The sequence below is a fragment of the Paraburkholderia lebeckiae genome (assembly GCF_050436325.1).
GTDB lineage: Bacteria > Pseudomonadota > Gammaproteobacteria > Burkholderiales > Burkholderiaceae > Paraburkholderia > Paraburkholderia tuberum.
In genome coordinates this window covers 59597-73064 of sequence record NZ_JBNDLZ010000001.1, presented here as the reverse complement: position 1 = coordinate 73064, position 13468 = coordinate 59597, and the positions used below count along the sequence as shown (strand labels likewise).

The following is a 13468-nucleotide window of genomic DNA, read 5'->3' as shown; positions in this document are numbered from 1 at the left end:
CATGTCGAATCTCACTCAGTCGCCCGCCTGGCGGGCGCTCGCAGAACATCGCGAGGACATGGCGCACGTCTCGATAGCCGATCTTTTTATGCAGGATTGCGAACGGTTCGAGCGATTCTCGCTGGAAGCCGCAGGCATCTTCGTCGACTACTCCAAGAATCTGATCACGACCGGCACGCTGGACCTGCTTGGCGCGCTGGCGCGCCAGGCCGGCGTGGAGGAGCGGCGGCACGCCATGTTCGCGGGTGAGCGCGTCAACACCACCGAGAACCGGCCGGTACTCCATGTCGCGCTGCGCGAGCGTCGCAGGACGCCGATTCTGGTGGACGGCAAGGACGTGGTTCCGGATGTGTTTGCAGTTCTCGCCAAAATGCGGCGCTTTACCGACGCGGTCCGTGAGGGCGCGTGGCGCGGCCATACGGGGCGCGCGATCACTGATGTGGTCAATATCGGCATCGGCGGCTCCGACCTTGGTCCGCGCATGGTGTGTGAGGCCTTGAAGCCCCACGGCGACAAGGGGCTGACGATGCACTTCGTCTCTAACGTCGATGGCGCGGACATTGCCGAAGTGCTGCAAAGCGTCGATCTCGAGACGACCCTCTTCGTGATTTCATCGAAGACTTTTACGACGCGCGAAACCCTGCTCAACGCGCGCACCGCGCGCAACTGGCTGCTGAGCAGCGGTGCGCCCGAGTCAGCCGTCGCGCAACACTTCGTCGCGGTGTCGACCCATGCTGATGCGGTTGCGGCGTTCGGCATCGATCCCGACAACATGTTCGAATTCTGGGACTGGGTTGGTGGCCGGTATTCGTTGTGGTCCGCGATCGGGCTGCCTGTCGCGCTGCAGATCGGCATGGACGCGTTCGAGGCGCTGCTGGGCGGCGCACATGCGATGGACCGGCACTTTGCCGAGGCACCGCTCAAGCAGAACCTGCCCGTCGTGCTAGCCTTGATCGGCATCTGGTACACGAATTTCTTCGGTGCGAACAGCCAGCTGATTGCCCCGTACGACCGGTATCTCCACCGCCTGCCGGCCTATTTGCAGCAACTCGACATGGAGAGCAACGGGAAGTCCGTCACGCTGTCGGGCGAGCGGGTCGACTATGCGACAGGGCCGGTCATCTGGGGCGAGCCCGGAACCAACGGTCAACATGCTTTTTTCCAGTTGTTGCATCAGGGAACCGCGCCGATTCCGGCGGACTTCATCGCCTGCATGCAGCCGCAGCATGCGCTCGATGTCCACCACGATGTCCTGCTGGCCAATTGCTTTGCGCAAACCGAAGCGCTGATGAACGGCTTGCAGGTCGCGGGACAACCGCACCGCAGCTTCGACGGCAATCGCCCGACCAATACGATCTGCATGGACAGGCTTGAGCCGGCGACATTTGGCGCCCTGCTCGCACTGTACGAGCACAAGGTGTTTGTGCAGGGGATCATCTGGAACATCAATTCGTTCGACCAGTGGGGAGTGGAACTCGGCAAGAAGCTGGCGGTGGTGATTGAGAGCGAAGTCAGGAGCTCAGGCGCGGCAAGCACCCACGACAGCTCCACCTACGGTCTGATCAGGCGCTTCAGGCAGCGGCGGGTGACGAAGGCAGAATCGGCAACCGGAGTCAATCGGAATGGCCATGAAGCTTCCTGAACTGGTCGTATTCGGCGAGGCGCTGACCGACTTTATCCGCGAAGACGAGCAGCACTGGCGTAGCGCGCCGGGCGGCTCGTGCTGGAACGTCGCCCGCGTGGGCGCGAGGTTGGGTGTGCCTACCGGCTTCGCCGGCACGGTCAGCCATGACCCGTTCGGCGACCAGTTGATGAAGCAGAGTGCACAGGCCGGTCTCGACATGCGTTTCACCCGGCAGGTGGAGCGCTCGCCGCTTCTTGCCATGGTCGTGTCGAAACACCCGCCGAAATACTTTTTTATCGGCGACAACAGCGCCGACCTGGCTTTCGACGTCAATGCATTGCCGTCCGGCTGGATGGAGTCAGCCAAAATCGTACACTTCGGCTCGCTCAGCCTGGTACGTCAGCCGCTCGCATCGCAGCTGCTGGATCTCGCACAAGCCGCGCACGCGGCCGGCAAGCGGATTTCGTTCGACCCGAACTACCGGGATCTGATGGCAGGGCCCGCGTACCGGTCGACGCTGCGCTGCATGGCGCAACTGGCCAGCTATATCAAGGTATCGGACGAGGATCTGCGAGGCCTGTTCCCCGAACTCGATGAAGCGTCGGCACTCGCCCAGCTTCGCTCGTGGGCGCCCACTGCCGACATTCTCGTGACGCGCGGCGCCGCAGGCATGAGGTTGCTCACCTCGGAGGAGGAGCTTGTTCAGCCGGCGTTCGCGGCGCAGGTCGTCGACACGGTCGGCTGTGGCGACGCCTGCGTTGGCGGATGGATTGCGAGCCTGATCATCCGGCCCGACGCGCCGCTGGCATCCCATCTGAAATTTTCTGCCGCCTGTGCTGCCGTGACGTGCGCGCATCAAGGTGCCTATGCGCCCACTCTGGACGAGGTGACGACTGTCCCTGGCTCGTCCGATCCGTTTATGGATTTCCCCCAATGACTCTCATGAAAACTCCGTCCGGCAGCCCTTCAGCGCATGCCGGCTTCGCCTTCGTCCTGTTCGGAGGCACAGGCGATCTGGCGATGCGCAAGATCTTGCCTGCACTCTACGCCGCGCACCGCGACGGCATGCTCGCGCCAGACGGCAGGATCGTCTCACTCTCACAGACGGCTAACGATAGGAGCGGCTATCTGAAATGGGTCGAGGAGCACGTGAAACCCCACCTGCCTGGAACAGCGATCGATAATGCAGTGTGGGAAGGCTTTCTCAAACGCATTACGTACGTCGCGCTCGATGTGAGCCAGCCCGATGCGTTTTCCCTGCTACGCGATACGCTTGGCGCGGTGCGCGGCCGCAGGATCTTCTATCTGGCGACCGGGCCTGCACTGTTTGTGCCGATCTGCCGCGGTCTCGCGTCGGCCGGACTGACTGAGGGCTCGCGGGTCGTGCTGGAGAAACCGCTCGGCTACGATCTCGAATCGTCCAATGCGATCAACGATGCGGTGGGCCAGATTTTCGCTGAAGACCAGATCTACCGGATCGACCACTACCTCGGCAAGGAGGCAGTCCAGAACCTGCTCGCGCTACGTTTCGGCAACTCGTTATTCGAACCATTGTGGCGTCGCGAATGGGTCGAGAGCATTCAGATCACTGTCGCGGAAGAACTGGGCGTTGAAGGCCGCGGCAATTTCTACGACCAGACTGGCGCGCTACGCGATATGGTGCAGAACCACCTGCTTCAGTTACTCTCCATCATCGCGATGGAACCGCCGCACTCAATGGACGCAGACGCGGTGCGAGACGAGAAACTGCGTGTCTTGTGTGCGCTCAAACCGGTGACTCGCGAGCAGATCAGGCAGAGTGTCGTGCGTGGCCAGTATCACGCCGGCGCTATCAAAGGCGTACCGGTGCCGGCTTACCAGACGGAACCGGGTGTCGGCCAGCACAGCATGACTGAAACGTTCGTCGCGTTGAAGGTCGAGGTCGAAAACTGGCGCTGGTCGGGCGTGCCGTTCTTCCTGCGCACCGGCAAGCGGCTTGCGGGCCGCGTGGCCGAGATCGTCATCAACTTCCGGCCCGTACCTCACTCGGCTTTGGGCCCGATGGCATTACGCCCGGGCTCGAACCGGCTGACGATCCGGCTGCAGCCGAACGAATCGATCCGGCTCAGCGCGCTCGCCAAGCAGCCAGGGACTGGCATGACGCTGCAAGGCGTGCATCTCGACCTCGCATTTGACCAGTTCTTCCAGCAGGAGCGGATGGAGGCGTATGAGCGCCTGCTGCTCGATGTGATCGCGGGACGGCTCGCACTCTTCGTAAGGCGTGACGAGCAGGAGGCCGCATGGCGATGGGTTGCGCCGATCCTCGCTGACTGGGCAAGCCAGGACAACCCGCCGAAACCTTACGCAGCCGGCACCTGGGGCCCGGCCGCGGCAAGCGCGCTGCTTGCGCGGCACAGCACCTGTTGGCAGGAGGAAGAAAACTGAGCCGCCAAGCAAACCCGTGGTCAGCCCGCCCTTGAGTTTAAGGTGCGCAGGCACGGCGGTGTCGCACTCGTGACGCCCCGATGCGCCTACTGCAACGATCAACGCACTCAAAATCTTCAGTGACGACTCTTATGTCCAGCTGATCTGTTAAGCGAACCACAATCATGGATACAGTCTGGCACCTTGAGTGGCCCCATGGCCATCTTGATGTTCATTCAAAAGGCGGGATGCTCAGCGACGTGACGCTTGTGCGAGACAAGCGGCAACTGCAGCCGTTTTACGAGGCGCCATGGATCGGCGACGCCTCAGCCCATCCGCCAGGATTGCTCGGGCATATGAGAAGCGAATTTCCGTGTGTGCCTTTCGGCACTCCCTGGGCTGCCGAGACCGTCGTGGAGAGCTGGCAGCAGAGCCTTGCGACGCCGGTCCGCGAACACGATTACCCGCTCGATGCGAGCGACGATCTGCTTCACGGTTACGCGTGTACGGGCGACTGGACCCTCGTGCGACAGACGGAACTGGAAATCCAGGTCGCGCTCGAGTATCCGCCTGCTTCGTCGATCGCCCGCGTAGTACGGGTGATCCGCGCCGACCCCGATGGGCCCGCGATCGATTTCGTGTTGAAGGTTCAGGCGCGCAAAAGAACGCGCCGTCCGATCGGTCTGCATCCCAATCTGGCGCTGCCGTCGGTCGCTGGTGCATTTCAGATCCATCCGGGCACGTTCCAGTTTGGTGTCGTTCACCCGGGCGGCCCCGAACCCGGCGTGTCGCGCGCGGATCCTGGCGCGATTTTCAATGAGCTTGACAAGGTGCCACTGCGCACGGGCGGCACGGGGGCGTTTGATCGTTTTCCATTCGCCCACGATACCGAAGAAATCGTCCAGCTTTGTGGTACTGACGGATCTGTCGTTCTGACCGATGACGAATCGCAGGTCGCGTATCGGCTCAGTTGGGACGCCGCTGTACTTCCATCCCTGCTGTTGTGGATCAGCAATCGCGGCCGCAGCCATAGTCCCTGGAATAGCAGGAACCTGTGTCTTGGCGTCGAGCCAGTTGCCAGTGCTTTTGAACTCGGCTGCCGCGCCGCGTTGTCCGTGAACCCCATCAATGAGCGTGGCGTGCCGACCGCCGTCGTGATCGAACCAGGCGAGCCTGTCGAAATCGCCTACCGGTTTGAGGTCTTGACTCAATAATCAGGTCGACGCGATATTGGGAAATGTTGTGCCATTGGAGAAGCCAGCTGACGATTTTTGGGAGAACGCCGCCCGGAATTTGCCCTGAAAGTGCCATTTCAATATTCCCTGGACACCCGCTCTCCTTCTTTACGATCCGGATCACATGCGTGTGAGACAGGATGCGATGCCAGGCACACGGAGAAAAATCCATGTCAACGATCGACTTTGAAAGTCTGCAGAAATTGTTTCCGTCCACCGACGAGGTGCCGGTAGAAGCCCGTTTGTCCTCACCGATCCATCAGCGTGTGTCGCTCGTGGACGGCGAGCTCAGACCGTGGGTCGGCACGTGCAAAACCGTGCTGTCGCCGGTTTGCGTGAGGCAACCCGACGGCGAGGTACAGCAACTCGCAATCGGTAGCTACCCTGTGATGGGCGAGTTGGAGAGCGACGCGGCACTCGACGCCGCCGTGCGTGCCTACGACGCGGGCCGCGGCGAATGGCCGACAATGACCGTGGCCCAGCGTATTGGCTGCATGCAGGACTTCATCAAGCGCATGGTTGCGCAGCGCGCTCAGATCGTGAATCTGATCATGTGGGAGATCGGAAAGAGTCTCACTGACTCTCAGAAGGAGTTCGACCGCACAGTCACCTACATGCTCGCCACAATCGATGCACTCAAGGACCTGGACAACAGCAACTCGCGCTTTGTGATCGCGGAGGGCACCATTGGTCTGATCCGGCGCACACCGCTAGGTGTCGTGCTGTGCATGGGCCCGTACAACTATCCTCTGAACGAGACTTTCGCGACGCTGATTCCTGCACTGCTGATGGGCAACACGGTGGTATTCAAGCCGCCGCAATACGGCACGTTGCTGTTCTATCCGTTGCTCGAGGCGTTCCGCGACGCGTTTCCTAAAGGCGTGATCAACACGATTTACGCACCTGGTGCGGTTGTCGTGCCGCACATGCTCGCGTCCGGCAAGATCAACGTACTGGCGCTGATCGGTTCGAGCAAGGTGGCGGACCATCTGAAGAAACAGCATCCGAAGTCGCATCGGCTGCGTGCCATCCTCGGTCTCGATGCGAAGAATGCCGCCATCATTTTGCCCGACGCGGATCTTGAATTGACCGTGAAGGAGTGCCTGCTCGGGGCGTTGTCGTTTAATGGCCAGCGCTGCACGGCATTGAAGATGTTGCTGGTGCACCGGTCGATCGTCGAGCTGTTCCTGAAGCGCTTCACTGAGGAACTGGCGAAGCTGAAGGTGGGCATGCCATGGGAACACGGCGTCAGTATCACACCATTGCCAGGCATGCACCGCACCGCCTACATGACCGAGGCCATCGACGATGCCAAAGCCAAAGGCGCAGGCGTGGTCAACAACGCAGGTGGATTGTTCTGCAAGACGCTGTTCTATCCGGCAGTGGTCTATCCGGTCAGCGAGGGCATGATGCTGTACCGGGAGGAGCAGTTCGGTCCGATCATTCCGGTGGCGCCGTTCGATGACGTCGAAACCGCACTTGAGTACGTGACGGCTTCCGATCACGGCCAGCAGGTCAGTATTTTCGGTTCGGATCCGACCCAGATCGGCGCGCTGGTCGATCCACTCGTCAATCAGGTGTGCCGAGTGAACCTCAATTGCCAGTGTCAACGTGGTCCAGATGTGTTTCCGTTTGCCGGACGGAAAGATTCGGCAGAAGGCACATTGTCTGTGACAGACGCACTACGGGCCTTCTCGATCCGTTCTATGGTTGCTGCCAAACAGACGGACAACAGCAAGGCGCTGTTGGAAGCAATTGTTACTGACCGCGACTCCAAATTTGTCAATACCGGGTTCATTCTGTGATCCCGGTATGCGGAGATCGAGCGCCATGACGACGTGATCAGAAAAAGTCCGCTGCTCTCGTGGAGCTGACAACGTTGATAACTGGAGTGTTGCGACGCATTCAATCCGTACAGCACTTCGGTAGCCGCCCCATGGGAACCTGCAAACCCAAGCGGGGCGCGATGAGCCGGATGGGACCGCGAGTCACGATGTCTTGAGATTGACCCGCTTCGACGGATAGATTTGCGGTTGAGTTTTACAGCGGAACGTGTCCTCCATTCGGCGTTGCCTCGCGGGTTGTCCGTATGCGGTCCACGAACGACGCCACTCAGGGGTGCTCTGAGGCGTAAATTGTGTGGCAGGGAGAAGGGTCAGTGGAGATTGGCGGGCATCTTCCACGGCAACAGCGCGTCGTAGTCGTCGATGGTCTTCGCCAGTGGCAGACGTTGGAACAGCCAGGTGAGGTAGCAGTACGGGTCGATGCCGTTGGCTTTTGCTGACTCGACCAGCGAATAAAGATTCGCACTCGCATGTGCACCAGCAACTGTATCGGCAAACAGGAAGCTTTTGCGTGCGACGACAAACGGGCGAATGGAATTTTCGCAGGGATTATGCCCTACTGGTTGCAGGTTTTGATGTGATCGGCCATGATGGGCTTTCGCCATGTCGTCAGGATTGCAAACGGTTGAGACCAGACTGAATTGAAGACCGGATTGAGGTGATAAAGGGTGAATGGGGCAAGGTACGCGTGAGCTGGATCACGACGCGCTGCGCCGGAACGGAAAACCTCAGCGACGCCGTTCGATTAGATGCGGCATTGTGCCGCAGGTTGATCATCGTGTACGCGAGTGCCTTGAACGCGTAGTGAAGAGGGCTGAGGCGTTCGAAGCGCAATAGCAGACGGCGAAACTTGTCTTCCCAGCCGAACAGCCGCTCAATGGTGTTGAAGCGCTCTTTAAAAATGGCCGGCTCGAACAGCGCCTTGCGGCCGGGTTTGGGCTTTTTCCTGCGTCGCGGGTTCGGGTTGATGTTGGGCACCATGCCACGATTGAAGATGGCCTTGCGATTCACCCGGCAATCGTAGGCGCCATCAAGGCTGACGATGGTGCCGTGTAGTGCCAGGCCTGCTTCGCGGGCGGTCTTCATCAATGTGGGCAATGCCTCGCGTAACATCGGCGATTCGTTGTGATTGCCGGGTGCGACCACGAACGGTGCGATGACGTTGCAGTTCCGGTCACAGAAAGCCACGACCTTGCAGCCCTTGAGTTTTTTGTGACCACTGAAACCGAGATTGTCGCCGCCTTCTTTGCCGCAGTCGTTGTGCCGTCGCCGTAAATGATCGACAGATCGAGCAACTGGTCCTGCTGGAGTCGGCGTACTGAGGCCAGAAATATCGCGTCGAAACATCCGCTCGCCTGCCAGCGACGAAAGATCCGGTAAATGCTCGTCGGATGGATTTCGCGTCGACCCTGCTGATTCCTGTCGATCGGCAGCATGTGCCACTGGCAGCCAAGGTACAGCGCCTTCAGGATGTAGTTGAAGATCCTGTACAACGGCAGTCGCGGCAGCGGGCCTCGACGACCCCGTGGCAAATGAGGCAAGACAAATTCGTTGAATTGCGCTTCGCTCAATTCCACCGGAATCCGTTGTCGGGCTTGGCGTTGGGCCATTTTCCATCAGCAAAGCTGATGGATTCTAGCCGCTTCGACGACAACCGCTCCAATCCCTTACCCAGCCGGCCTCCCCGCCCGTTTTAACCCCTGCGAAAAACCTGCAACCAGTAGTTATAGCGACACTGTAACGGGGCTGCCCGCCACGCGCTTCGCGACAAGGCGTTCTGGCGAACTGTGGCGTTTCAATCGGCTTGTCGGCCAGACGATGCGAACTACCAGGGGGCGCTCTGAAGCGCTCCCGCTTTCCCCTCGACGCGTGCCTTGGCAGCGTGCCCGGCTGCGTCGCTACGTCATGAAATGCGAGCAGCGTTCGGCGGCTCGAGCTGTTGAGGACTGGCCCGACGTCCATGGATCGGATTTCGAAACGGCAGACTGACCGCGTGACCCATGATGGACGGGCTCACCTGACATACCAAATGCTGCTCATGTTCAATGCAGACTCGCACCGCGCCCCTTGCGCCTAGCACGTGACATGCAGAATCGCGTTGGTCTCGTCGGGTTGCTCCTTCAGTCTGGCAATGGCTTCCGCCGTCGGCAGGATCACCAGTTCGACCTGTTGACGCTCGGCCTCGTGCTTGACCTCGTCCATCACCGGTAATGCTCCAGTACCGGTGCCAATCACCAACCTCCGGCATTTCCATGGGATCGCCTCTGCCATTGATAGCGGTGTATGCCCAAAGGCCTCGCGGAACGCCTTGGATGGCTTCTTCTTGCGTTTGCGAACCTGCCCATGGTCGATCACCACGTCATGCTGGTAGGTAACGCCATCGATACGGATGGAACCAAAGGAAAACGCTTCGAAGTGCATACCCATCTCCGCGAATTTTGTCCTGGCAGCCACTCATTGCGTCAACAGAGCGCTCGTCCAACACAATGATTATAGGTTGGAGGCAGCGTTGCGCAGAATGCGTTCTGCCGGTGGCCAACCAGGGCAAAGCGACACCACAAAACTCCCGGGGTCTCGTGGCCGAGCCGGCCGAAGCCGCGCGCGGTACAGCCATCGTCTTTCATGGCAATGCGGGGCATGCCGGGCATCGCAAGTTTTGCGCCACAGCGTTTAACCCGGCGCGAGGCCCGCGCCGAGCCACATGCGCAGCGCCTCGATCTCCTCCTCGCACACCGTATGCGGCATCCGATACGCGCTCCATTCGACCTTGCAACCTTGTGCGATCGCAACGTCGCGGGCAACCTCCCCTTTACCAATTGTGGCCGGGTGGCCAAAGTGGTCCCTGGACGATGAGCGAGCGATCGGTAGTGAAGCATCCCGGGTCTAACCAGGCCTTTCGCCAACCAGCGCCGACGTAGCGGACCATGCCGCCTGCACTTCTGCAATCAGTGCTGCCGAGCGTCCTTCGTATCGTGGCGAGAAGTGGAACGGCACAACCGCCCGGGCTCCGATCCGGCGCGCGATCAGACCGGCCTGGCGGGCCGTCAGGTGATTCTTGTGCAGGCCATGCGCCTTGTCCTCGTCAAGAAATACGCTCTCGATAAAAAGCAGGTCCACGTCGTGCATCAACTGCGACAGCGTCTCTATGTTCGGTTCCGTGTAGCGCAAGTCCGTTACGTAGCCAATGCGCTGCCCAGGAACGATGTCGAGAATCAGGTGACGCAGTTCGCCGACCTGCCGGGTCATGGCGTGCTCGCCACGCCGGTCGCGCCACCGCATGTCAATTATTGCCTCGTCAGGGGCGCCGGTCAGCACCGCGTGCTTCAGTTCGCGCAGCCACCCACCCGTCGACACCCCCAGCGTCGCGAGCCGGTCCTTCGCGACGTTGACGCGGACCTTCTCCTCGAGCACGTACGCAACGCACGGGATGCCATGATCGACAAAGCGGCCACGTACGCGAAAGGTTGCTTCGTCGTACACCACGTCACCTGATCGGTCAAAGGATGGAACGGTTTCGGGGGCGAACCGTCGCCGACTTGAAAAGAGTGCGCGCTGCCCGCCTCCGTCCACTCCAATTTCGCGCGCGTCGATCACCAGCTCGACCTCGTAACGATGCACAACGTTCCAGGTATAGGCGCTCAGCTTGTGTTCGATTTGTGCAAGAAAGTTGGGTCCGCCAAACATCACGATGCCAGCCTTGCGCCCGAGCGTCACACGCAAGAGATGATCGAAGCCCGAAAAATGGTCCATGTGCGTATGGGTGACAAACACATGTGATATGCGCATCAGTTGGCGGGGCAGCAGCCTGGCGATATCGCCGAGATCGAAAAGGAGGGCCCGCCGCTCGTCGCGAAAGTCCACGTATACACCTGGGTCGCCAAACGCGTCATTGACAAGCCATGGTTCGAAGAGGGCGTGCATGGATCTGTCAGCGCGACGCACGAATGGTTGTTGGCGTACCGGGCCGAACCGCCGGGACGATCGAGGCGCGGACCTCCGCCTCGATTTGCAGATGTGCGTCAGCGGTTATCGGAAGAATCCCGAGTCTATATGCATGTTCAGGCAAGTGTTCAGTAGACTTCGAGGAGTCGCGCCGCGTCGTTTAAGTAGCTGCTCCGATATGGGGCCAGTGACGCGTCACTCAAACAACCGGTCCTCTCATATGGGCCCATCCCTCAGGTGGACAAAACTGGTACGGGTCTCCTTCCTGCTACGGAGCAAAAATCAATACAGCTCGGGTCTCAGTCCCGGCTCGTAAAGACCGTCAATACCCCGGTGTAGCCGTAAAGGTGATCCCTTGCGATCTCGCCGCCGGCGAAGAATCCCACCAGCGGCACCTCACCTAGCGCCTTTCGCACCGTCTGCAACTCCGCATGCCGCGCTCCGAAGTGCGGGCCGCCCCGTCCCGAGCAACTGACATACAGGGCGCCCGACATGTGCCCCGCCGTGCCGCCTTCCAGTTCCGCGCGGATTTCCGTTGCAATGCGCACCAGATCGACCTTGGCGGCTTCGGGGTTACGCGTGCAAAAGGCCAGATGCATGCCGGGCTCGACCAGATCGGCAATCGCCACGACCCGGTGCTGGAGATCCACGCCCACCAGGTGTCGCACGAGCGTATCCGCGCCGAACTTTCCAGGCCCTTTAGGTACGTCTTCGGCGCCGATGCTCAAACCCGCCAGGGTGGTGGACAGCGCCTGCGACAACGCATCGAATGGCAGATCCCGGTCGAGTCCAAGATCTTGCAGCACGCAATCGAGTGCGGGCATGCCGTCCAGCGTGACCACCAGATTGCGTTCGGCCTGAGTGATGTTGCGCACCGGCCCGATGGGCTGACAGCCCTGCGTTACGCGCGAGATCAGACCGACCTCAGGGCCGAAGAGCACGCCGGACAAACCCCCGGTGAACACGCGATCCGCCATGTGTAACGGACGGTTTCGCGCCGAGGATAGCCCGCCGAAGAGATAACCCGTGGTCGTGCGGGCGCTCAGTTCGTGCAGCAATTCCTGCACGTCCGGCGTGCTGCCCTCGGCATGCACCAGCGCGGTATGTGCCACAAACCCGGAGGATGCCGGAGGCAGTGGTTGCAGACCGGAAAACAGCCGGAACGATTCCCGTGGCAGCGGCGCGACCATCAGCACCAGGGCCGGTTCGTCGATATATTCGATGCCGCTGGCGGCCACGCCGACGCCTACCGTACCGACCCAGGCGACGCCGGGCTGACCCCGTTGCAGTTCATCGAGGATCGCCTCGGACGCGGGTGCGTAATAGTCGCTCAGGTAACACCAACCGAGCGTGAACGGTGCGGATTCGTCTTGCTGTGCCGCACGGGCCGCAATCTGGGTTTGAACCTGCCGCTGGCACTCGGCCAAGGCCACCCGCCAATCGGCGTGGGCAGCGTGAGCGTGGACAAACGAAGCGGGAAACATTGGCGGAAACCTGTCGAAGACAACAATAACTTGGACCTCCGCTGGCAGGGCATGTTCACCCTGCCGGTGAGAAACCCGCGGTCAAGCCGGCCGCCGAGGCTGGCTACTACCAGCGGAGATTTCCGCCAAGATAAGCAGCGACCGCTTCCGTCAGCGCCATGCCGCGCAATTCGTCCCGCGATGCCAGCTGCGCGGCGATAATCTCACGATTATCAAGCCGCAGCTCGGGTAGTGAATCGAGGTGCAGTTCAAAGAAATGCACCCGATCTCTTCGCCCGTCCCAGATGCCGCAGGCACTGCCCGCACTGAGTAACGGGTACGACGGGAGACCGATCTCCTCCTCCATTTCGCGCTGCGCTGCTGCCTCAGCCGTCTCCCCGGGCCGGACACTACCGCCCGGAAAATTCCACTCGGCCCGGTACGATGACTTCACCAGCGACAGCGCCCGCCCGACGTAGATTGCTACAAGCGCGCCCTCATGGTGAGGCCGTCGAAGGTACCACCAGGTGCGGGCGAGCCGAAAGCCGAGGCGAAGCACCATACGCCAGACAGAGTCGATTAGCATGGCCGGTCGCGCTCGCTCGAGGCTTGGCATGAGTTCTCCTTTCCTTCCATGGTCAGAGGATCTTCCGGGTCGCCGCGTTCGTGCGGCTTAAGTCCTTCAGCGTCTGTCACACCATTGTTTTGGAGGCCTTAGTCTACCCGGTGGCTGCTCCCGCTCGAGATAGCGATTGTCAACAATCCAGGGATGTATGTCGACCGGCCGTTCATGGCCGCCTGCTGGCGGACGCGTCCGTCTCATGGTGTTCAAACGCGCCGATTGACCAGCTTCCGGAAACGGCCATTAGCACGCGGCGGCCGGCACCGGGTCGCCACATGACGCGTCGCCCGCTTCAAACGTCGGTCTGCTCCCCCATCTCAAGGGCATCCTCTACG

General features: G+C 60.8%; 10 protein-coding genes and 3 pseudogenes. 6 read left to right on the top strand and 7 right to left on the bottom strand.

From position 1 onward, the window contains the following. Nucleotide 1: 1 nt before the first annotated feature. The 5 genes from pgi (at nt 2) to OKW44_RS00310 (ending at nt 7067) form a co-directional block, all read left to right on the top strand. Nucleotides 2–1642 carry a glucose-6-phosphate isomerase gene (gene pgi, locus OKW44_RS00330; RefSeq protein WP_051103781.1) on the top strand — a complete coding sequence of 547 codons (1641 nt, stop codon included), beginning with the start codon at nt 2–4 and terminating at the stop codon, nt 1640–1642. Next, nucleotides 1623–2561 (top strand): carbohydrate kinase family protein, encoded by a 939-nt coding sequence (locus OKW44_RS00325; protein ID WP_018420416.1) that lies wholly within the window; start codon nt 1623–1625, stop codon nt 2559–2561. Before pgi ends, OKW44_RS00325 begins: the two co-directional genes overlap by 20 nt. Before the next feature lie 5 nt (nt 2562–2566). Beyond that, nucleotides 2567–4048 carry a glucose-6-phosphate dehydrogenase gene (gene zwf, locus OKW44_RS00320; RefSeq protein ID WP_026225781.1) on the top strand — a complete coding sequence of 494 codons (1482 nt, stop codon included), beginning with the start codon at nt 2567–2569 and terminating at the stop codon, nt 4046–4048. Nucleotides 4049–4212: 164 nt separating this feature from the next. Next, nucleotides 4213–5241 (top strand): hypothetical protein, encoded by a 1029-nt coding sequence (locus tag OKW44_RS00315; RefSeq protein ID WP_035470701.1) that lies wholly within the window; start codon nt 4213–4215, stop codon nt 5239–5241. A gap of 191 nt (nt 5242–5432) precedes the next feature. Then, the gene (locus OKW44_RS00310) at nt 5433–7067 is read left to right on the top strand and encodes an NADP-dependent glyceraldehyde-3-phosphate dehydrogenase (protein ID WP_018420419.1); all 1635 of its coding nucleotides are present in this window, start codon (nt 5433–5435) and stop codon (nt 7065–7067) included. 350 nt (nt 7068–7417) lie between these two features. Here OKW44_RS00310 and OKW44_RS00305 read toward each other — a convergent pair. The 4 genes and pseudogenes from OKW44_RS00305 to OKW44_RS00290 all read right to left on the bottom strand — a co-directional run. Continuing rightward, nucleotides 7418–7669: pseudogene (locus OKW44_RS00305) on the bottom strand (transposase domain-containing protein); the annotation flags it as partial. 46 nt (nt 7670–7715) lie between these two features. Beyond that, complete coding sequence (locus OKW44_RS00300) at nt 7716–8453, bottom strand: transposase (RefSeq protein ID WP_239499076.1); 738 nt, start codon at nt 8451–8453, stop codon at nt 7716–7718. A gap of 41 nt (nt 8454–8494) precedes the next feature. Then, nucleotides 8495–8716 (bottom strand): annotated as a pseudogene (locus tag OKW44_RS00295) (transposase); the annotation flags it as partial. Nucleotides 8717–9179: 463 nt separating this feature from the next. After that, nucleotides 9180–9527 (bottom strand): MTH938/NDUFAF3 family protein, encoded by a 348-nt coding sequence (locus OKW44_RS00290; protein ID WP_035470809.1) that lies wholly within the window; start codon nt 9525–9527, stop codon nt 9180–9182. A 134-nt stretch (nt 9528–9661) separates the two neighbouring features. Here OKW44_RS00290 and OKW44_RS00285 point away from each other — a divergent pair. Further along, nucleotides 9662–9799 (top strand): annotated as a pseudogene (locus tag OKW44_RS00285) (alpha/beta hydrolase); the annotation flags it as partial. 190 nt (nt 9800–9989) lie between these two features. Here OKW44_RS00285 and OKW44_RS00280 read toward each other — a convergent pair. From OKW44_RS00280 to OKW44_RS00270, 3 genes are all read right to left on the bottom strand, one after another. Beyond that, nucleotides 9990–11027 (bottom strand): ribonuclease Z, encoded by a 1038-nt coding sequence (locus OKW44_RS00280; protein WP_018420423.1) that lies wholly within the window; start codon nt 11025–11027, stop codon nt 9990–9992. Nucleotides 11028–11347: 320 nt separating this feature from the next. Beyond that, a complete protein-coding gene (locus tag OKW44_RS00275) occupies nt 11348–12532 on the bottom strand; it encodes an FIST signal transduction protein (RefSeq protein WP_026225783.1) in 1185 nt (394 codons plus the stop codon). A gap of 106 nt (nt 12533–12638) precedes the next feature. Then, entirely contained in the window at nt 12639–13127 is a 489-nt protein-coding gene (locus OKW44_RS00270) for an NUDIX domain-containing protein (RefSeq protein ID WP_018420425.1), read from the bottom strand. Nucleotides 13128–13468 lie beyond the last annotated feature (341 nt).

Coding starts and splice junctions, on each gene's coding strand:
- pgi (WP_051103781.1), top strand. CDS start 2: ATGTCGAATCTCACTCAGTCGCCCGCCTGGCGGGCGCTCGCAGAACAT.
- OKW44_RS00325 (WP_018420416.1), top strand. CDS start 1,623: ATGGCCATGAAGCTTCCTGAACTGGTCGTATTCGGCGAGGCGCTGACC.
- zwf (WP_026225781.1), top strand. CDS start 2,567: ATGAAAACTCCGTCCGGCAGCCCTTCAGCGCATGCCGGCTTCGCCTTC.
- OKW44_RS00315 (WP_035470701.1), top strand. CDS start 4,213: ATGGATACAGTCTGGCACCTTGAGTGGCCCCATGGCCATCTTGATGTT.
- OKW44_RS00310 (WP_018420419.1), top strand. CDS start 5,433: ATGTCAACGATCGACTTTGAAAGTCTGCAGAAATTGTTTCCGTCCACC.
- OKW44_RS00300 (WP_239499076.1), bottom strand. CDS start 8,453: ATGTTTCGACGCGATATTTCTGGCCTCAGTACGCCGACTCCAGCAGGA.
- OKW44_RS00290 (WP_035470809.1), bottom strand. CDS start 9,527: ATGCACTTCGAAGCGTTTTCCTTTGGTTCCATCCGTATCGATGGCGTT.
- OKW44_RS00280 (WP_018420423.1), bottom strand. CDS start 11,027: ATGCACGCCCTCTTCGAACCATGGCTTGTCAATGACGCGTTTGGCGAC.
- OKW44_RS00275 (WP_026225783.1), bottom strand. CDS start 12,532: ATGTTTCCCGCTTCGTTTGTCCACGCTCACGCTGCCCACGCCGATTGG.
- OKW44_RS00270 (WP_018420425.1), bottom strand. CDS start 13,127: ATGCCAAGCCTCGAGCGAGCGCGACCGGCCATGCTAATCGACTCTGTC.